Source organism: Paenibacillus sp. Paensp38 (assembly GCF_059491915.1).
Map to the genome: position 1 here is coordinate 4,902,517 of NZ_CP168516.1, position 17,603 is coordinate 4,920,119.

The 17,603-nt window shown below is 46.5% G+C and carries 19 protein-coding genes and 1 riboswitch; of the genes, 10 read left to right on the forward strand and 9 right to left on the reverse strand.

What is annotated here, in order from left to right; genetic code table 11:
* Positions 1 to 209: 209 nt before the first annotated feature.
* Positions 210 to 1,037, reverse strand: coding sequence for a polyamine aminopropyltransferase (speE, locus tag ACEN8J_RS21730; RefSeq protein ID WP_029514919.1), 828 nt, complete (start codon positions 1,035 to 1,037; stop codon positions 210 to 212).
* A gap of 282 nt (positions 1,038 to 1,319) precedes the next feature.
* Here speE and ACEN8J_RS21735 point away from each other — a divergent pair, with 282 nt between their 5' ends.
* Positions 1,320 to 3,377, forward strand: coding sequence for a transglycosylase domain-containing protein (locus ACEN8J_RS21735; protein ID WP_495593968.1), 2,058 nt, complete (start codon positions 1,320 to 1,322; stop codon positions 3,375 to 3,377).
* A gap of 146 nt (positions 3,378 to 3,523) precedes the next feature.
* Here the strand turns inward: ACEN8J_RS21735 and ACEN8J_RS21740 are convergent, their stop codons facing one another.
* Complete coding sequence (locus ACEN8J_RS21740) at positions 3,524 to 3,988, reverse strand: transporter (protein ID WP_069011486.1); 465 nt, start codon at positions 3,986 to 3,988, stop codon at positions 3,524 to 3,526.
* A gap of 108 nt (positions 3,989 to 4,096) precedes the next feature.
* Positions 4,097 to 5,173 carry a hypothetical protein gene (locus tag ACEN8J_RS21745; protein WP_340953620.1) on the reverse strand — a complete coding sequence of 359 codons (1,077 nt, stop codon included), beginning with the start codon at positions 5,171 to 5,173 and terminating at the stop codon, positions 4,097 to 4,099.
* Positions 5,174 to 5,291: 118 nt separating this feature from the next.
* Here ACEN8J_RS21745 and ACEN8J_RS21750 point away from each other — a divergent pair, with 118 nt between their 5' ends.
* Together ACEN8J_RS21750 and ACEN8J_RS21755 are read left to right on the forward strand one after the other, a co-directional pair.
* Positions 5,292 to 5,684 carry a VOC family protein gene (locus ACEN8J_RS21750; protein ID WP_165150540.1) on the forward strand — a complete coding sequence of 131 codons (393 nt, stop codon included), beginning with the start codon at positions 5,292 to 5,294 and terminating at the stop codon, positions 5,682 to 5,684.
* 118 nt (positions 5,685 to 5,802) lie between these two features.
* Positions 5,803 to 6,615 carry a pentapeptide repeat-containing protein gene (locus tag ACEN8J_RS21755; protein WP_029514927.1) on the forward strand — a complete coding sequence of 271 codons (813 nt, stop codon included), beginning with the start codon at positions 5,803 to 5,805 and terminating at the stop codon, positions 6,613 to 6,615.
* A 225-nt stretch (positions 6,616 to 6,840) separates the two neighbouring features.
* Here the strand turns inward: ACEN8J_RS21755 and ACEN8J_RS21760 are convergent, their stop codons facing one another.
* Entirely contained in the window at positions 6,841 to 7,194 is a 354-nt protein-coding gene (locus tag ACEN8J_RS21760) for a YunG family protein (RefSeq protein ID WP_209950359.1), read from the reverse strand.
* A 56-nt stretch (positions 7,195 to 7,250) separates the two neighbouring features.
* Positions 7,251 to 7,790, reverse strand: coding sequence for a histidine phosphatase family protein (locus tag ACEN8J_RS21765; protein ID WP_029514930.1), 540 nt, complete (start codon positions 7,788 to 7,790; stop codon positions 7,251 to 7,253).
* 141 nt (positions 7,791 to 7,931) lie between these two features.
* On the opposite strand from ACEN8J_RS21765, the gene ACEN8J_RS21770 reads away from it, so the two are divergent.
* Positions 7,932 to 8,681 carry an MBL fold metallo-hydrolase gene (locus ACEN8J_RS21770; protein WP_029514932.1) on the forward strand — a complete coding sequence of 250 codons (750 nt, stop codon included), beginning with the start codon at positions 7,932 to 7,934 and terminating at the stop codon, positions 8,679 to 8,681.
* Positions 8,682 to 8,781: 100 nt separating this feature from the next.
* Here ACEN8J_RS21770 and ACEN8J_RS21775 read toward each other — a convergent pair whose 3' ends face one another.
* Positions 8,782 to 9,288 carry a PTS sugar transporter subunit IIA gene (locus ACEN8J_RS21775; RefSeq protein ID WP_029514933.1) on the reverse strand — a complete coding sequence of 169 codons (507 nt, stop codon included), beginning with the start codon at positions 9,286 to 9,288 and terminating at the stop codon, positions 8,782 to 8,784.
* A gap of 438 nt (positions 9,289 to 9,726) precedes the next feature.
* Complete coding sequence (locus ACEN8J_RS21780) at positions 9,727 to 10,233, reverse strand: YwhD family protein (protein WP_029514934.1); 507 nt, start codon at positions 10,231 to 10,233, stop codon at positions 9,727 to 9,729.
* Positions 10,234 to 10,357: 124 nt separating this feature from the next.
* Between ACEN8J_RS21780 and ACEN8J_RS21785 the strand changes: the two genes are divergently transcribed.
* The 4 genes from ACEN8J_RS21785 (at position 10,358) to ACEN8J_RS21800 (ending at position 14,938) form a co-directional block, all read left to right on the forward strand.
* Positions 10,358 to 12,370, forward strand: coding sequence for a M1 family metallopeptidase (locus tag ACEN8J_RS21785; protein ID WP_495593969.1), 2,013 nt, complete (start codon positions 10,358 to 10,360; stop codon positions 12,368 to 12,370).
* An 11-nt stretch (positions 12,371 to 12,381) separates the two neighbouring features.
* Complete coding sequence (locus tag ACEN8J_RS21790; protein WP_029514937.1) at positions 12,382 to 13,209, forward strand: hypothetical protein; 828 nt, start codon at positions 12,382 to 12,384, stop codon at positions 13,207 to 13,209.
* Between the two features lie 276 nt (positions 13,210 to 13,485).
* Positions 13,486 to 13,623: riboswitch (cyclic di-AMP (ydaO/yuaA leader) on the forward strand.
* A gap of 5 nt (positions 13,624 to 13,628) precedes the next feature.
* Entirely contained in the window at positions 13,629 to 14,129 is a 501-nt protein-coding gene (locus ACEN8J_RS21795) for a C40 family peptidase (protein ID WP_029514939.1), read from the forward strand.
* Between the two features lie 302 nt (positions 14,130 to 14,431).
* The gene (locus tag ACEN8J_RS21800) at positions 14,432 to 14,938 is read left to right on the forward strand and encodes a GNAT family N-acetyltransferase (RefSeq protein WP_029514941.1); all 507 of its coding nucleotides are present in this window, start codon (positions 14,432 to 14,434) and stop codon (positions 14,936 to 14,938) included.
* 78 nt (positions 14,939 to 15,016) lie between these two features.
* Here ACEN8J_RS21800 and ACEN8J_RS21805 read toward each other — a convergent pair whose 3' ends face one another.
* On the reverse strand, positions 15,017 to 15,316 hold the full coding sequence (locus ACEN8J_RS21805; RefSeq protein ID WP_007428083.1) for a 4a-hydroxytetrahydrobiopterin dehydratase: 300 nt from the start codon (positions 15,314 to 15,316) through the stop codon (positions 15,017 to 15,019).
* Positions 15,317 to 15,433: 117 nt separating this feature from the next.
* Positions 15,434 to 15,727, reverse strand: coding sequence for a hypothetical protein (locus ACEN8J_RS21810; RefSeq protein ID WP_013308186.1), 294 nt, complete (start codon positions 15,725 to 15,727; stop codon positions 15,434 to 15,436).
* A gap of 187 nt (positions 15,728 to 15,914) precedes the next feature.
* On the opposite strand from ACEN8J_RS21810, the gene motA reads away from it, so the two are divergent.
* Together motA and ACEN8J_RS21820 are read left to right on the forward strand one after the other, a co-directional pair.
* Positions 15,915 to 16,709, forward strand: a complete 795-nt coding sequence (gene motA, locus ACEN8J_RS21815; RefSeq protein ID WP_029514943.1) for a flagellar motor stator protein MotA — start codon at positions 15,915 to 15,917, stop codon at positions 16,707 to 16,709.
* Positions 16,702 to 17,529 (forward strand): flagellar motor protein MotB, encoded by an 828-nt coding sequence (locus ACEN8J_RS21820; RefSeq protein WP_029514945.1) that lies wholly within the window; start codon positions 16,702 to 16,704, stop codon positions 17,527 to 17,529. Before motA ends, ACEN8J_RS21820 begins: the two co-directional genes overlap by 8 nt.
* The last annotated feature ends 74 nt before the right edge of the window (positions 17,530 to 17,603 follow it).

Below are 17,603 nucleotides of genomic sequence, written 5' to 3' on the forward strand. Positions count from 1 at the left end.
TGACATTACAAATCTGTTAAATGTCTGGTTTTTTGTATATTCTACACACACCCTTAAATTTCCTTCTTTTATCTTAAAAGGAAATTCAGTGTCCAGTATGCTTTCATGGCCATTTTTAAATCTTATTCAAGACAAAAAAGCGCCTATAGCGCTCCTTTCCGCCCAGAAACAGGCAATAAAGACCACTAAGACGCTTTTTCTTAAAATGTTTACTTCGTTAAATCCTCTACAAACTTAGGTAGTACAAACGCCGCTTTGTGCAAACGCGGACTATAATATCGGGTGTCCATCTCTGGAATTCGGTTTTCGTCTACTTCGAGCGGATCATACTTCTTACTACCCAACGTGAATGTCCATAGACCACTCGGATAGGTTGGAATGTTCGCACCATATACACGCACAATCGGGAAAATTTCCTTCACATCTTTGTTAACCTTCTGAATCAGATCTGCCTTGAACCAAGGATTATCCGTTTGTGCAACGAAAATACCGTCTTCCTTCAATGCTTCAAAAATACCTTGGTAAAACCCGCGCTCGAACAGCGGGGCTGCCGGACCTACCGGCTCCGTCGAATCGACCATAATGACGTCGTATTCATTTTTGTGTTCAATAATGTGCATGTATCCGTCATTGACCAGCACTTCTACATTAGGCTCGTCCAGCTTTCCGGCAATTTCAGGCAAATATTTTTTAGAATATTCTATCACCTTACCGTCAATCTCCACCAATACAGCCTTTTCCACTTCAGGGTGCTTGATGACCTCACGAATAACGCCGCCATCGCCACCACCCACAACCAAAACTTTTTTCGGATTCGGATGTGTATTCAAAGCCGGATGTGCTACCATTTCGTGATACACAAATTCATCCTTAACCGTTGTCATCACCATGCCATCCAGAACAAGCATATTGCCGAATTCCTCTGTCTCGATCATAGCCAGATCCTGAAAATCTGTTTTCTCAGAGACGTAGGTTTGTTTGATTTTTGCTGTAATGCCGAAAGAGGGAGTCTGCTTCTCCGTAAACCACAAGTCCATCATTCCAACCTTCTTTCTGATCAAAGTATGTGTCCGGCAATCCGGTAGCATAAACGTTGACTTTCCTTATATCAGTAACACGCAAACGCCAAGTTTGCTATATTTATTGTACCAAACACATTGGAATTTCACACTTTTTGCATTATAAGTGATACCTGAATGAGCTGCTAAAGCAATTTGGAGATTTAATCTTGTTTAAAATAGACACGTATGTGTATCTGATGAATAGACGCTTTCGGATTGACTATACTGAGAACATCAACTATGGAAGGAGGTGGCATGATGACCGATACGACCGGACGATCCCCCAAGCGTAAACCGCTTTGGCTTCGATTGTTTCAAGGACTGATGTCTCTCACGATTCTGACGGTCATCGCCGCCTGCATCCTGCTCGCCTATTTGTACACGACCAGCCTTCCGCTCGCGGATACGGACCGGAATTCACGTCTGCTCGATAGTCAGGGGCAAGTCATCGCCACTTTCTCTGCTGGAGGCAAAGAATCCATTCCGGTCCAGCTTGATCACATTTCACCCGATTTGATTGCAGCTACCCTGGCTGTGGAAGATCGGAAGTTTTACGATCATTTTGGCTTTGATTTCAAAGGTCTGGGCCGGGCGGTAATCGTTAATCTGACCCGCTGGGATATGTCGCAAGGGGCCAGCACGCTGACTCAGCAGCTTGCACGCAATCTATACTTATCTCATGAGAAAACGTGGACGCGCAAGGCCAAGGAGGCTATCTATACCGCACAGCTTGAAATGAAGTACACCAAAAATGAGCTGCTACAAATGTATTTGAACGAAATTTACTATGGTCACGGCGCCTATGGCATTGAAGCAGCTTCGCAAATGTATTTCGGTAAATCCGCAAAAGATCTGGATTTGGCCGAAAGCGCCCTGTTAGCAGGTATTCCGAAAGGGCCAACCTACTATTCACCGTATAATCATATGAAAAATGCAAAGGATCGGCAGAAAATTGTTCTGGACTCCATGGCGCTTATCGGCAAAATTACACCGGCTGAAGCCACCAAGGCCTATGAGGAAATGTTAGCCCTGCGGCCCGAGAGCCAGCGTCGGACAGTGGAAACCGCTCCCTGGTTCCGCGATTACGTCCGCCAGTTGGTGACACATCAGCTCGGGATTAGCGAAGGGGTGCTTGAGCATGGCGGCCTGAGTATTTATACCACGCTGGACATGCACATGCAGCAAGCAGCCGAGGCGGCTGTAAACGAAGGCATGAAGAACAGCAACGGACTGGAAACCGCGTTAATCTCCATGGACCCGCGCAACGGACATGTCAAAGCCATGGTTGGTGGAACGAACTATGTCGGGAATCAATATAATCATGCGCTGGCCACAACCCGGCAGCCTGGCTCCTCCTTCAAGCCGATTATGTATCTAAGCGCACTGGATTCCGGCGAATTGACGAGTACGTCCAAGTTCGAAAGCCGACCGACGTTGTTCCACTACGATAGCAATCGCAAGACCTATAAGCCCAAAAATTTTGGAGACAAATATTTGGGCGAAATAGATCTTCGGCGCGCAATTGCGGCGTCCGATAATATCTATGCCGTAAGCACCATTTTGAAGGTGGGAACGGATAAGGTCATGGACCTCGCCAGCAAAATGGGCATTACAAGCGAGCTCAAGCCCGTACCTTCGCTAGCGCTGGGTGTGTCGCCCGTCAGCCCGTTCGAGATGGCCTCAGCCTTCTCGGTCATCGGTAGCGGCGGGCAAAAGGTGGCTCCGGTGGCAGTGCTGCGCATCACCGATGCTGCCGGGCGGTCGCTGTACGAAGCGCCCCAAGCCGCGCCCGTGCAGGTGGTGAAGCCCGCCTCCGCCTACGTCCTCACACGCCTTATGGAAGGCGTGTTCGAGGAAGGCGGCACTGGCAACCGGGTCGCGAAGCTGATCAAGCGCCCGGTTGCCGGCAAGAGCGGCACGACCAACACCGATGCGTGGATGGTCGGCTTTACCCCCGAGCTGTCCACCGCTGTCTGGGTCGGCTATGACAAGGGCAAGGACATCAGCACACAGGATGCCCGACGGGCGGCTCCGATTTTTGCGCAATATACGGAGAAAGCGCTGGAGAATGTGCCACCCAAAATCTTTCCTATCCCTGACGGCGTAGTCAGCGCTTATATTGACCCGGCCAGCGGCAAGCTGGCTGCACCGGACAGCCCGGACAAGCGGCTGGAGGTATTCGTCAGCGGCACGGAGCCGAAGGAGACGCTATCGGGGCAAGATAACCAACCGGCATCCACACCAACTGACCAAGCGGAGCGACAAGCTGAAAAGAAATCGTGGTGGGGCAATTTTAAGCGTTGGTGGATGGATTAATAGCAAAAAAAGACTGGGGGAACGCGATGAGCGCTCTCTCAGTCTTTTTATTTTCGCATCACTTACCTCATATGCCCATTTACCTCTCTTGCCAGTGCCATCAGCCATCATCCCGTTAAACCCCGCTCTTCCCTAAAGCTGCGCTATTACCAATAACAGCTAAACGACTCAATACGGTTGAGGTCTACACCATAATAAAACCAAAAACGTCCACTCCACCGAAAACCCGCTACCGATGTTCTGCCTACAAAGACAGGGTACAGCCAAAAACGCTCTCCGTTCGTCAGCCATACAAACGTGTTGCGGAACAAACAACCGAAGATGGCTCCAGGGTCAACAGCATAGGCCGAAACCAGCGGCTTCGGTGGCGTAAATTGCGGTGGTGGAGAAGTGGGTGCTTGAGCTTGCTGCCCACCTTGCGGACCGAACGGCCCTTGCGGCGGCGGTGAGAACGGCTGTGGCGAAAATGATCCTGGGCCTGGTGGCGGACCTATCGGAGACGGGAACGAATCCTGCATATCAGGAAATTGTGGAATCGAAGGACTTGACGGCGTGAATGGACCCGGAATACCCGGTTGCGTTCCGAAAGGAACTTGTGGCAGTAAAGACATGTGTTTCACTCCTTGTGTCTAGGCTGATGTATCCTATGCGGGACACCAGCCCGCGGACTGGGCGAATCCCCATATCTCCGCCAAACTCCGCTATTTCGTCCTTTTACATCAAAAATTCTTATTTCCTGATACGATTAACTTCCTTTTTTGAACATGCTCCAGCTCAATTTCATGTATCATTTTAATCTCGACTCGTTTCCTGAGCTCATCATACTGTTCCAGCAGCCGATGCTTATACCCTAAATTGTCGTTCATCCAGCCTATCATAGAGTCATCCTTATGCTCTGTGGACCAGCTAAATAAATCGCTATAGAGCTGACCAAATGATTCCTCGTTACAGCGAGCGAACCGGATCGGTCGGGCTGTATAACTTAGTTTTAGTTCCAGCATCTCATACAACACTTCCAAACGGTACTCCAAGTCCTGTACACCTGCTTTGGACACATCACAGCTTTTTATATCCTGAATAAGCTCTCTAAAGGTCAACCCTACATGCTGCATAGCAATATAAGACCACACACAGCTTCCCGTAGCTGTTCCATGAGCCTCCCAAAGCGGATTCCACAAAATAGACCGAATCGTATCCCTTTGCTCCTCTCCAAATAAGGCAATTCCAGCAATAATTCCCGCATTACAGTCTACCGAGGCATGTTGCTCTCCCCAATGTACCAATCGCGGAATCATATCTTCAGTAGTACATTTGAAGCTTAGCAGAGGTAAGAATTCATTAAACAAATGCTGATCCAATACTTTTTCCAATTCAGCCGCCAGTTTCTCACGGTACGGTTCGCATGGAAGATGTACCAGTCCCAAACAGGCATCCACAGACACAGCTCCATACGATCCGTTCACCAAAGCGACAAGATCAGCAGCAGCCTCCACATAACCCAAATAACCTAGCACATACAGCACACCGTCAGGTATATGTTCTGGGGATGCCTGATTTCGCACATAACGCTCGTACATATCCTGCGCCAAAGTAACATCCCCGCATCTCATGATCGGCTGGAGGAGCAACCCCCTGATATAATGGTGGGGATCTTCTACAAAAAGCCTATATAACTCCCACGCATCCTCCACTGTCCCATATTGGGCAACCACATCCGTATAGGCGGAAATGATGCTGGCGTCCAGCTTCTTGCCTGAGCCGAACATATCCATAAGTCTTGCTGTCGCGTCCATCATCCTGTTTTCTCCTTTCACGTGTGTACGTCTTCATAAAGCAATTCTCTAATGCTGAATATTTCTATTAAAAAAGAGGAAAGATGTTACCATCTACGATCCAGTCTAGGGAGTTGATCTCATGCATGATTCCAATCCAAAAATTACAACATTTTTCATGTTCTCTGGTCAAGCAGAAGAAGCCATGCAATATTATACCTCTGTCTTTAAGCCGTCTGGTATCATGAGCATTTTCCATCAGGAAGATGGGACCGTGTTACATGCCGTATTCAACCTCAAAGGGCAAACCTTTATGGCTATAGACTATAACCATCAGGACAAACACCCTTTTACCCCAGCTCTATCGCTATTCGTCACTTGTGATTCGGAAGAAGAAATTCATCGTGTGTTTAGTCAGCTATCTCAGGAAGGCCGAGTTCTAATGCCCCTTGAAGCCTCGCCCGTAAGCCAACAATTTGGCTGGGTTGAAGACAAATACGGTGTTTCATGGCAATTAAATTTGGCAAAAGACTAAATTTCTTCTCTAAACGATCCAGCAGACTCTAGAAGTCTATAGAAAAACAATAGACCATGCTCCATCTTTTTTTGGTAATATTATATTTAATAGGTGCCAATAAAAGGATGTGTGTTTATTGTATAGTGCAAATTGTGAACAATGTTTTGGTTTATGCTGTGTAGCCTTGCCTTATGCTAAATCAGCCGATTTTGCTTTTAATAAGGACGGAGGAACCCCTTGTCAAAACCTAAATGCGGATTATCGTTGTAATATTCATAAGAACCTAAGAAATAACGGCTTGCGAGGCTGTACAGTATATGATTGCTTTGGAGCTGGCCAAAAAGTTTCCCAAGTTACATACAACGGAAAAAGCTGGCGAGACGATCCGGCAATAGCTGAGGAAATGTTCAATATATTTCCCATCATGCAACAGCTTCATGAAATGCTTTATTACCTAAATGAAGCCCTTAACTTAAAAGAAACTCATCCCATCTATACAGACTTACAAAAGGCTATGGCGAAAACCGAGCAGCTTACGAATCAAGATCCAAAATCTCTCATAAATCTTCATGTACCCACCCATAGGGCGTTAGTCAATGATTTACTTTTACAAACAAGTGAGTTAGTACGAGAAAAAGTTAAGAAAAACATAGAGCACAACAAATATAGTAAAAAAATCAGAAGTAGAGACCTTATCGGGGCTAATTTAAGAGGCGCTAATCTTAGAGGTACCAACCTGAGAGGAGTTTTACTGATTGCTGCTGATTTGCGAGAGGCTGACCTGAGAATGACAGACTTGATCGGTACGGATTTTAGAGATGCTGATTTAAGTGGGGCTAATCTGGAAGGAAGTATCTTTCTTACACAGGCGCAATTAAATTCGGCTAAGGGCAATTGTAAAACCAAACTGCCCCCTTCTCTAAGCATTCCATACCATTGGCTGCATTAGTTTTTTTCTAAGCAGTGGTTGTATATTCGAGTCGTGTTAGCGCACGACTTCTTTATTATTCTTACCTCAGTATATAGCTCATTTTATAACGTAAATACAGCTCTTATCTTCAAGAATTTTACTGATTACTCAGTTCTTTAATGTATATTGGGCAACAAAAAGCACCTTCCATTGGATCAGGTTCAAAAATCACGTCTTTATGACTGCATCAAGATTTAAATCCCCTTATTCTTCTTCGTTTGAAAATTCCTTCAATCTCTGACTTAAGGCTGCATACTGCTCTGCATTGGTGTCCGAAAAAGCCTCCTCCCGGTTGGAGTATACATCCTGATACTGTGGAGGGATTGAAAATTGAGACCTCGTAAAATCTACAATGTCCTCACCAATACGGTTGTAATAGTGCCAACCACTATCCAGCCATGTTTTCAAAATATCGCCGCCAAGCCTGTCCTGAACGACGAGTGCTGTGACACCACATTGCCCAGACGCGGGGTTATTTGCTGTCCATTTAGAGCTAGACTCCAAAGACCAAGCTCGAAACAACGCCTTTTCTAATTCTAAAAAACGGTTTGCCTTCAACATGCGCCTCCCCTTTCGATTCCATTCTGCACTTATGTGAACGTGCTTTATTTATTTCAACCCCACACTCTGTGAATCTTGGCTTCTGCTTCTTTCAGTTCTAGCAAATACACGTCGGGATTCGAAAGCTTTTTCCAGTCCTCAAACCCAAACTGCGGATCGTAATGTCGAATGAGAAGAGATAGTAAAGCTCCATGAGTTACAATGATAACCGTTTTTTCCGCCCGCTCTATAAGCTCCTGAACAAGCTGGATTCCTCGATCTACTGCTTCACGGGATGATTCCCCTCCCTCCAGCTTCAAGTCCTCGTCCAAATAGGTCTGTTCCAGCACGTCCAGCCAATGATCCAAATGCTCATGGCTAAGTACCCGTTCTTGAAGACGTACATCAGTATACACCTGCAACTGTTTCCGTTCAGCCAAGGGCTGAATGGTTCGCACGGCCCGTTTCCACGGGCTGGACACAATATATTCCACACCTACATTCTCCATAAAATCAACCAACTGCTCAGCTTGTCGGGTACCCTCATCGGTAAGTCGGGCATCTGGTTCCTGTCCTGTTGCTTGGGCATGTCTGACAAAATAAATTCTCTTCACGTCATCACTCCTAACTGTCACACAAATTTAAAATTCTACATATTTACAAATAATTATTTTTATGATATAGTATAGGTTTACATATTTATGTTTAATGATACGATTCCTTTGTATTACATCAACTCTTATGGGAGGGATTCGATGCAATTAGACAAGGGAATACACATGCTCCAGGTTTCTGCTAACATTATGGGAAGTATAGAGAGTATTCACCCGACTTTAGTGTGGGACGAAGATAACATGATTTTAGTTGATACGGCTTACCCCGGGCAACTCTCACTTTTACATGAGGCTATTCTAGACACCGGATTAGCAATCCATAAACTTACCTCTATATTAATAACACACCAGGACCTTGACCATATCGGCAGTTTAGCAGATATAGTCCGAGCCTCTTCATCCCCAGTTCAAGTATTAGCCAGTTCTATCGAAAAGCCCTATATACAGGGGGAAAAACAGCTTATAAAGCTGACTCCAGAAGCAATAGATCAAGCTGTAAGCTCCATGCCCGAATCCGTTCCGGTAGAGTGGAGACACGCATTCCGGCGTACACTTGAAAATCCCCCAAAGGCTATTGTAAACTCCACCATCGTTGCCGGAGAGAAACTGCCCTTCTGTGGGGGGATCGTAGTTATAGATACTGCTGGACATACACCAGGACACCTAAGTTTCTATCATAAATCCAGTCAAACCCTGATTGCAGGAGATGCTCTACGCGTGGTAAGCGGCAAATTACTGGCTCCAGACCCGCAATATTGCTGTGATTTCAATATGGCCAAAGAATCTCTTAAAAACCTGCTGCCATATGATATTAAAAAAGTGGTCTGCTTTCATGGAGGGCTGTACGAAGGCAATTGTAATCAGCGGATATCTGAAATATATGAATCCTAACCTTTGATTTACATGGTCGTACCCACCCCTTGACTGGTCAGTGAATCATCTAAAGAAAAGACTAACCAGGAATTCCTGGTTAGTCTTTTTTGAATGAGAACTAGGCTTTTAAGTGAACTCTTAATACAGGTACTTCTGGAGAGGCAGATGTACCTTCCAGGATTTCCACATGGCTAATCATCTCTTGCCCATCTGGAACGATTACCGGCGTAATTACAGGCAATCCACCCTGTTGAATCGCATCCAGGTCAAACTCCATCAATAATTGCCCAGCTTTAATGCTATCTCCTACTTGGACATGAGGATTAAACCCTTGTCCTTTGAGAGAGACGGTATTAATCCCGACATGTATCAAAACTTGTACGCCGGATTCATGTTCAATAATCAGAGCATGCTTACTTTTCTCCATGACATGGGCAACTTTTCCCGCGAAAGGAGCGGTGACCCTACCCTCAGACGGATGAATAGCGATGCCATCCCCCATAGCTTTCGTAGAGAACGCAGGATCTGGAACCTCCTCCAGGGAAACCACTTTTCCTTTGATTGGTGCTATCATTTCGAATTCTTCAATACGAGGAGCCGCCTTCTTTTTCAACCATTTAAACATAACGATGCCACCTTATTTAGAGATTACATTCATAAACAGTAAATAGGACTTAACTACATCTTTCAAGGAACCGGTTCCACAAAATGAATAGAAAGAAGAGTGGAAGCGATTTCTATCTGAATTATAGTGAATGCCTTTCCAGGATGTCAAGGAGCTATCAGTTCATAACTACATATCTGTTACAATAATTTTCATGTAACTTGGAGGTGCTCTAACAAATTGCGGATTTAAGTGTTTTATCTCTTAAAAACAGATTTTTTATAGTATACTTTTCCAGCAATTTCTTTGATGATCATGTTTGGCATGTTCATTCAGCATTGCTTACCTACATGAAAAAGAAGTAGACCGCCCCCAACCAAGGTATCGGTCTACTTCTGAACCTTACTGCCGACTGCTCTTTAAGCAGTTGTGTACACTGGAATCGTGTTAACGCTTGGCCTACCCTTCCAGCGCTTGCTTCAATTCCTCAGGCGAAGCGTCCCACCATTCCTCGTTATGCGAAATGAGCAGGCTTTTGAGCGCTGCCTTATCTTCGCTGCCGAGATCCTCCAGCATGAAACGACGCTTGAGCGCGTAATCCATACGGTTGACGTGATCGGCGAGGATTTTCCAGCCGCGTTTGGCCTCGTCGTCAATCAGCATCTCGCAGGCGGTGGCGCCGCCGTACATACGTCCTTCGGCTGTACGGTCCACAGCTACCCATACGAGCCATACCTGGCGTCCGTTCGGTACGTCCTCTTTATTCGTAGAGAACTTGATACCACGTTCTACTTTACTTTTGGCATGCATGGCACCGATATCAATTTTCGCCTCTCCTCGGTCAATGATGACCGGTGACATGCTGTTCAGGTCAATTGAGCCTGCGCCGAAACCCTTATGTTTACTCTTGCCACTGACAATGTTCAGTGCAATCTGTTTTTTGCCGTCCGGCTGATTTTCACTCATGCGTCACTAGACCTCCATTTTCCGTCTTCACACTCATTCTACACTATAAATATTTTAACTAATAATCTCCTGAAAGCAAACATATACATGCTGTAGATGCTTGTCAACGGGAGGTATCCATTGTATGACCCCAGCACGCACTAAAATCGTTTTATTGTCTACACTAGCCCTCGGTCTCCTCGCAGGGACGTTATGGTTTGCCTGGCAGCCCCAATCGCAATCCGACCCGCAGTCCATAGGCCAACCACTATACGGCTCCCTGTCTGAGTCTGCGCTTGCCCCAAATGTGGGCAAGCCTCTAGGGGCAAACATCCTGCCTGACCTGCCCAAGAACCCTCCACAACCCGCTACAGAAATCCTCAGCAAACGGGTGGTAGAGTACCACATTGATGTATCTCTGGAAAAGGGACAGGTTTTGCGAGGCACTGAGACACTGACCTGGAAACATCCGGGCAAGAAAACCGTGAATGATCTGTATCTTCATCTATACCCGAACGCCTTCTCTTCCATGGAAACCACCTTTATGAAGGAATCCGGTGGAAAGCTGCGCGGAGACACCATGCCCAAAGACGGCTTTGGCTCTATGACGCTGACTGAACTAAAAACAGAAGACGGTTTATCCCTCATGCATCGCATCCAATATGTGCAGCCAGATGACGGTAACGCAGGCGACCGTTCGCTCATGAAGGTGCGTCTACCCAAGCCAGTACGAGGTGGCGAAGAAATCACATTATATATGAAGTTTGAGGTAAAACTGCCTGCCATCTTTGCTCGTATGGGTGGGACAGATGATTTTGTAATGGCAGGACAGTGGTTCCCGAAGCTCAGTGTCTACGAGACTGCAGGACAGCGTGGACGCGCCGAGGAGGGCTGGAACCTCCACCAGTATCATGGTAACTCCGAGTTTTATGCCGATTTTGGAATTTACAGCGTACGGATTCGGGTGCCTGAAACTCATATCGTAGCAGCGACCGGATTTCCCACCCGTGGTGCCGTCCGACAGAACGGACAAAAAATATATCAATTTTATGCCGATGATGTACACGATTTTGCCTGGTCCGCTTCACCCAACTTTGTAGCCGTAGAAGAACCCTTTTCTTCTGCTGAAGTCCCTGGTGTCAAAATCAAGCTCTACCTTGACCCATCGCACAAGGAGCTCAAAGGACGCTATATGAGCGCAGCGAAGGCCGCTCTTTTGTACTACAGCAAATGGTACGGGCCTTATCCATATTCCACCCTGTCCATCGTGGTTCCACCTAAATCAGGCAATGGAGCTGGCGGCATGGAGTATCCGACACTCATCACGGCCGCTGCTGCGGGTAATCTCAATCCTGGCTATAGTCTGGAACGGACATTAGTTCATGAGATTGGACATCAATATTTCTATGGAATGGTAGCCAATAATGAATTTGAGGAGCCGTGGCTGGATGAAGGCTTCACCTCCTATGCAGAGGAGCGACTTATGGAGCAAGAATATGGGCTTACCCCCAACTTGCCATTACAATCGGGACAGGTATCCTCCCCACAGCCGCTAAACCGTGAGTCATGGAAGTACGGCTCGGCTGCTGAGTACGCGCAAAATGCCTACTCTCGAGGCAAGCTGGTACTACGGGGCATTGAACGTCAGGTGGGTATGAAAAAAATGGATCGCATTATGCGGACCTACGTCCAGACGTACCGATTTAAGCATCCGTCCTCACTGGATTTTCAACGTATCGTGGAGAGAGTCACCGGACGCTCATGGAGCCACTATTTTGAACAGTATGTATATGACGGCCAGATGGCGGACTTTTCAGTGGATCACATCACAAACCACAAGCTGGAGAATGGATATGAAGCAGTCGTGACGGTCAGCAAAAAAGGGGCGGATTATCCCAAGATCCCTGTCCAATTTACCTTCAAGGATGGAACCACGAAATTCAAGGCTTGGGACGGTGCGGGCAAAAGCACAACTTTTCGGATCAAAAGTACTTCTCCCGTTTCCTATGTAACCCTTGATCCCCTATATACCATTGCACTGGAGAACAAGCATATTAACAATACCTTAAAAGCCGAATTGGACGAAAAGCAACAAACCCGTTGGAGTATAAGTGTAACCAAGCTGTTGGAGACACTGCTTGGAAGTCTGTCATGGTGAGGTGTCTATAGATGCGGACTGTTATAAAAGAGGGCTGGGCGCTGGTGCGCATACGATTCTATATCGTTATCATTTTATTTCTGTATCGACTACTGTGGGGGGTGTTTCTCTATCGACTGGTGCAGTCTGCCGTTATCCCGCTATTGCTCCGTTATCCTGATCAGGGTCAAAACGAGCTGGGACAGACCTTGTTTTGGATGGAGAGCCAGATTGCTCTGATGGACAGCCGGGAAGTACATGTGTATTTGTGGATACTACTAGGGGCGACTGTACTACGCATACTAATCACTCCCTTCATTAGAGCCGGAATATATCAAAGCCTGCATACCGATGCGACTGAGCCGCAAAGCCTGTCCTTTTTCAAAGGTATGAAACGCCATGGCATGTCGTCGCTGTTGTATTACATCATCGAGTTGGGACTGCTGCTGATTCCCGCCTTTTGGGTAGTACCGAGACTCTACCCTATTGTAGCAGGTACGCTTCAATCTCCCTCTTACCTGCTGCACTTGTTGCCCTATGCCATGGGATGGATGGCATACGGATGGTTCATTCGGCAGTGCATCCTGTATATGCAACTAGGCACTGTCGGTGGTCACGCCATACTATCGTCCCTGCTCGCCTTCTTTCGCCAGCTTCTCCCAGCTGTCGGTATATCCCTTTTGCTCGGTGCTTGTGTGCTGCTGGTCTTCGGTCTATTTGGCACCGTGGCGATGATTTGGACTGGCATGCTCGCGCTCATTCTCCAACAATCGTATCATTTTGTTACTAGTCTGGTCAGGCTGTGGCATATCAGTTCGCAGTACAGACTATGGCATACCGATATCTCCAGTAGAAGCTAAGCCCTTCCTTTATGTTAATCACTTCATTTCCGTCTGTCGAAAAAACTTTATGCATAACCGCGCAAACGGCACATAACTGAATACTGTTAACAAGATCTGTTCCTGGGACATTAGGAGCAGATTTTTTTTGTAACTTTTTGCAATGAAACATTTGCCAAAGCCAGCCGACTTTGTTACAATAATCGCAGTGAACTGATAGTAACAACTTTGTAATCTTTATTGTAACCTTTATCTCAAAAATATCGTTATTGTGAATACTGCTCTCCAAGGTGCACATCTTAAGTAAAGCCTAATTCCTGGCACCTAGGAAGCGGGGGAACCAGTTTGGGTGAATTGATCTCGCAACAGAGTGGTCATAGGGGAACCTTCTACCGAATCCTTAAGCTAACCTCGCAGGCATTGGAAGGGGTATATTTTTTTTGAAGAAGAAGCTAACGATCGCAGCTATGAGTCTTGCCATTGCCTTTACATCTTTTACATTCGGTGGCGGCAGTGCATTTGCAGACTCCAAGATGGACCAGGTCATCCAAGATGCCAAAGGAACGAACTACAGAAGCGGAGGCACTACACTCGAGGGATTCGATTGCTCCGGCTTCACAATGTATGTATTCAACAAACTGGGAATTAAACTTCCGCATCAATCTGGATCACAATTCAAAATGGGATCTTCTGTATCCCGCGATGAAATGAGGCCTGGGGACCTGGTGTTCTTCAACACCACAGGAAGAGGCATTTCCCATGTAGGTATCTTCGTAGGTGAAGGGAAATTTGCCCACTCCTCGACTTCACGTGGTGTAGTAGTTAGCTCACTGAACGAAAATTATTACGCTAACCGCTATGTCGGTGCAAAAAGAATTATGAGCACAGACGCTTACCATTCTGTAGCTTCAGATATTCCTGATGACGACAACGTAGAATAACTAACGCACAGCAAGCTAACTCTAGCCGCAATTTGATTCTGCCGGAATCGAATTGCGGCTTTTTATGTCCACAACATCAGCAATGATTATCTTTACTGACGAACTGACACCTCAAAAGGTTTCAATTTTAGCGAACATCGTCGGTTTTACCGTCACCGCTGGGGGAGCATATGAGCAGTAATTCCTTCTTATTGAATGTATACCCGTCTTGGGTATAAAATAAACACGCTTGCTATTCCCCTGCAACTTGTCTACAATCTGTTGTTAATGATTGAAGCACCTGTAAAAGGAGGATGGAACACATGCCGGCCTCAATATCCAACTATCGGATCGTACCGATGGACGAGCATCAAGCGGCTGCAATCTGTGAGTGGCGCTATGATCCACCTTATAACATATACGGTTGGCTCCCCTGGGAACAAATGAAGGCGCTTGAGGTCGAATTTGGAAGTCCCACGCTTCGCCAAGAGCAATATGTTGCCGTACTGGATGAAGAGAACAAGCTGATGGGATTTGCTCAATATTTTCCTATGATCGGTGTGACCCGGCTAGGTCTTGGCATGCATCCTGAAAGATGCGGACATGGCAAAGGCTCTGATTTTGTCCGTGCCATTGCAGAGGAAGCCCAACGACGCAACCCGAAGAATGAAATTGATCTAGAGGTGCTTACTTGGAATGGGCGCGCTATCCGGGCCTACAAGGCGGCTGGATTTGAGCTTACAGATACCTATGAACGCCAGACCCCCGACGGCAAGAAACCATTTTATTGTATGGTATATCGTCCCGAGCACCCAACCCAGGTTCTATGATAAAAGCGCCTTCGGCATACAACCACGATGTTGTATAGCGAAGGCGCTTTTATCATCATACGACAGATCATTACAAGCTCAATGACTGCTACGCATTTTTTCAAAAGCTTCATTATATTGTTGGGCTTCCTTAATATCCACGGCCATAATACCGCCATCGTCCCAAGAGGTCAAACGCAGAGTCACGGTCTTGTAATCAATCGTAATAAATGGATGATGATTGAATGCTTCAGATATAGCGGCAACTTCATCCACGAATGCAATCCCTTTCATAAAACTGGAAAAATTATATTTCCGAACGATCCAACGTCCTTCCTCCAGCTCCCAGCCCTCCAGTTTCTCCAGATGTGCTTCAATCTCTTCTTGTGTAAAAGGCATGTTACGAACTCCTCCCCGTTTATACGGAAGCCTTTCGACCGCTTAAATACGGCCAAAACTACGATATATTGGTGTACATATTACCACGGCCCCGTTGATAAATCCATAAGACGGACCTCAAATCAAAGGGACTGACGTCAGCTCCTCGTCCCCAATCAGTACATAGATACGATGCTGCTCCGGCTCATAGATCACAACGCCACTCCCTACAGTGATTGTGGGCTCTGTACCCAGTGCATAAAATAAGTCTTCTGCCAAAGCTTCATTGACTTCCTGACGTCCCGCCGGGTCCAGCCTGTCCCAATCTTCTGCTTCCATCTCAAAAAATTCATAGCTATCTGGGATGCGCCCCACAGCCTCTGTCAAATCGTTCAAAATTTGTTCATACTCACGTCCATGCTTTACTCCCATGCCATTTCCTCCAATGGTTCCGCCATTCAATACATAATCACCTTATTATACCGGAAATTCGCACTTAACAAAAAAGAGAGTTTTGTCGATAAATACTATAATCCGTCTTGTAATGACGCGCTTGGGGCAAGGACGACCCCGGCGGCATGAAAGGATTCAAAATCTATTCTCATGGATGAGGTGTATCATGCAAATTTCAACCATTATTGGACTTGTGCTCGGGATTTTGTCACTGGTCGTCGGGATGATCTTAAAAGGCGCTCCGGTCGTCAATCTGGTCAATAATCCCGCTGCTTACATGATTATTTTCGTCGGAACGGCAGCGAGTATATTTATGGCCTTCCCGATGGCAGAAATCAAACGGATTCCGAAGCTGTTCAAGGTTATTTTCACCGAACAAAAACTGTTAGACCGCAAAGAGCTCATCGGTACGTTTACCGAGTGGGCATCCATTACCCGTCGTGAAGGTCTGCTCGCCTTGGAATCCAAGGTAGAGGAAATCGACGATCCCTTTATGCGTGGCGGCATGCGAATGATTATTGACGGCAATGATCAGGAATTCGTACGGGACGTTCTAATGGAGGATATCAATGCCACCGAGGATCGACATCGCTCTGGCGCGCTGATCTTCTCCCAAGCCGGTATGTACGCTCCAACGCTCGGGGTACTCGGTGCGGTTGTAGGTCTGATCGCCGCTCTGGCCGACCTTAGTGACATGGAAAAGCTCTCTCATGCCATTGCAGCAGCCTTCATTGCGACGTTGCTCGGTATTTTTACAGGTTATGTCCTGTGGCATCCGATGTCCAACAAGCTGAAACGGTTATCCAAAAAAGAAGTCGAGCTTAAATTAATGATGGTCGAAGGTCTGCTTTCCATTCAATCGGGGATATCGACGATCGCCATCAGTCAGAAACTGACGATCTTCCTGACTCCGACCGAACGGGCTACGATGACCCAGAAGGATGGCGATTCCAGTGAGTAAAAAGAGACATGAACCGCATGAAGAGCATGCTGACGAAAGCTGGCTGTTGCCATATTCCGACTTAATGACCCTTCTGTTGGCTCTTTTCATTGTCTTATTCGGTATGAGCTCGCTCGACGCCAAAAAATTTGAAACTATGGCTCAATCCCTGAGTGCAGCTTTTAATGGCGGCACTGGCGTACTGGATCACTCAGCCGCGAATCCGTCGTCACAATCCATGGATATGGGCAAAAATAAAGAACAAGTGTCACAACCCGTAAAATCGAAAGCTACTTCTACCTCTGAACTGCAAAAACAGCTGGCCCAACGGGAAGAAGAAGATTTAAAAAAGCTTAAAAAACAGATGGATCAATACATTCAAAATAACGGCCTGACCCCGTTGCTGAATACCAAGCTAAACCAATCGCAACTAATGATCACCATTAGTGATAATGCCTTGTTTTCATCCGGGCAGGCCGAAGTAAAGCCGGAAGCAAGAAAGCTGGCCAAGTCCATTTCTAGTATGCTCCAGCAGTTCCCTGGCTATGATGTTATCGTATCGGGTCACACGGATAATGTACCGATCTCCAACAGCCAGTTCCCGTCCAATTTTGATTTGAGCGCCAAGCGCTCTCTGAATTTCTTGCGTATCTTGTTGCTCAATCCAGATCTCGACCCAACCAAGTTTGTATCCATCGGTTATGGCCAGTATCGTCCATTGGCAAGCAATCAAGATGGTCAAGGGCGCTCTAAAAACCGTCGTGTTGAAATATCTGTTCTCCGCAAATATCAGAACGGGACACAAGTCATCAGTCCTACCTCAAGCTCGAGTGAAGGTTGATTATGCATATGTTATATGAACAAAGGCACCGCCGCATTTTTATGCAGCTGGTGCCTCTTTGTTTAGTGCTTCCT

What these genes read in the sequence shown, in the direction of transcription:
- ACEN8J_RS21810 (WP_013308186.1), bottom strand. Translation starts at nt 15,727, where the DNA reads ATGGGAGTAAAGCATGGACGTGAGTATGAACAAATTTTGAACGATTTG.
- ACEN8J_RS21780 (WP_029514934.1), bottom strand. Translation starts at nt 10,233, where the DNA reads ATGAGTGAAAATCAGCCGGACGGCAAAAAACAGATTGCACTGAACATT.
- ACEN8J_RS21805 (WP_007428083.1), bottom strand. Translation starts at nt 15,316, where the DNA reads ATGCCTTTTACACAAGAAGAGATTGAAGCACATCTGGAGAAACTGGAG.
- ACEN8J_RS21750 (WP_165150540.1), top strand. Translation starts at nt 5,292, where the DNA reads ATGCATGATTCCAATCCAAAAATTACAACATTTTTCATGTTCTCTGGT.
- speE (WP_029514919.1), bottom strand. Translation starts at nt 1,037, where the DNA reads ATGGACTTGTGGTTTACGGAGAAGCAGACTCCCTCTTTCGGCATTACA.
- ACEN8J_RS21785 (WP_495593969.1), top strand. Translation starts at nt 10,358, where the DNA reads ATGACCCCAGCACGCACTAAAATCGTTTTATTGTCTACACTAGCCCTC.
- ACEN8J_RS21745 (WP_340953620.1), bottom strand. Translation starts at nt 5,173, where the DNA reads ATGATGGACGCGACAGCAAGACTTATGGATATGTTCGGCTCAGGCAAG.
- ACEN8J_RS21775 (WP_029514933.1), bottom strand. Translation starts at nt 9,288, where the DNA reads ATGTTTAAATGGTTGAAAAAGAAGGCGGCTCCTCGTATTGAAGAATTC.
- motA (WP_029514943.1), top strand. Translation starts at nt 15,915, where the DNA reads ATGCAAATTTCAACCATTATTGGACTTGTGCTCGGGATTTTGTCACTG.
- ACEN8J_RS21770 (WP_029514932.1), top strand. Translation starts at nt 7,932, where the DNA reads ATGCAATTAGACAAGGGAATACACATGCTCCAGGTTTCTGCTAACATT.
- ACEN8J_RS21735 (WP_495593968.1), top strand. Translation starts at nt 1,320, where the DNA reads ATGACCGATACGACCGGACGATCCCCCAAGCGTAAACCGCTTTGGCTT.
- ACEN8J_RS21790 (WP_029514937.1), top strand. Translation starts at nt 12,382, where the DNA reads ATGCGGACTGTTATAAAAGAGGGCTGGGCGCTGGTGCGCATACGATTC.
- ACEN8J_RS21800 (WP_029514941.1), top strand. Translation starts at nt 14,432, where the DNA reads ATGCCGGCCTCAATATCCAACTATCGGATCGTACCGATGGACGAGCAT.
- ACEN8J_RS21740 (WP_069011486.1), bottom strand. Translation starts at nt 3,988, where the DNA reads ATGTCTTTACTGCCACAAGTTCCTTTCGGAACGCAACCGGGTATTCCG.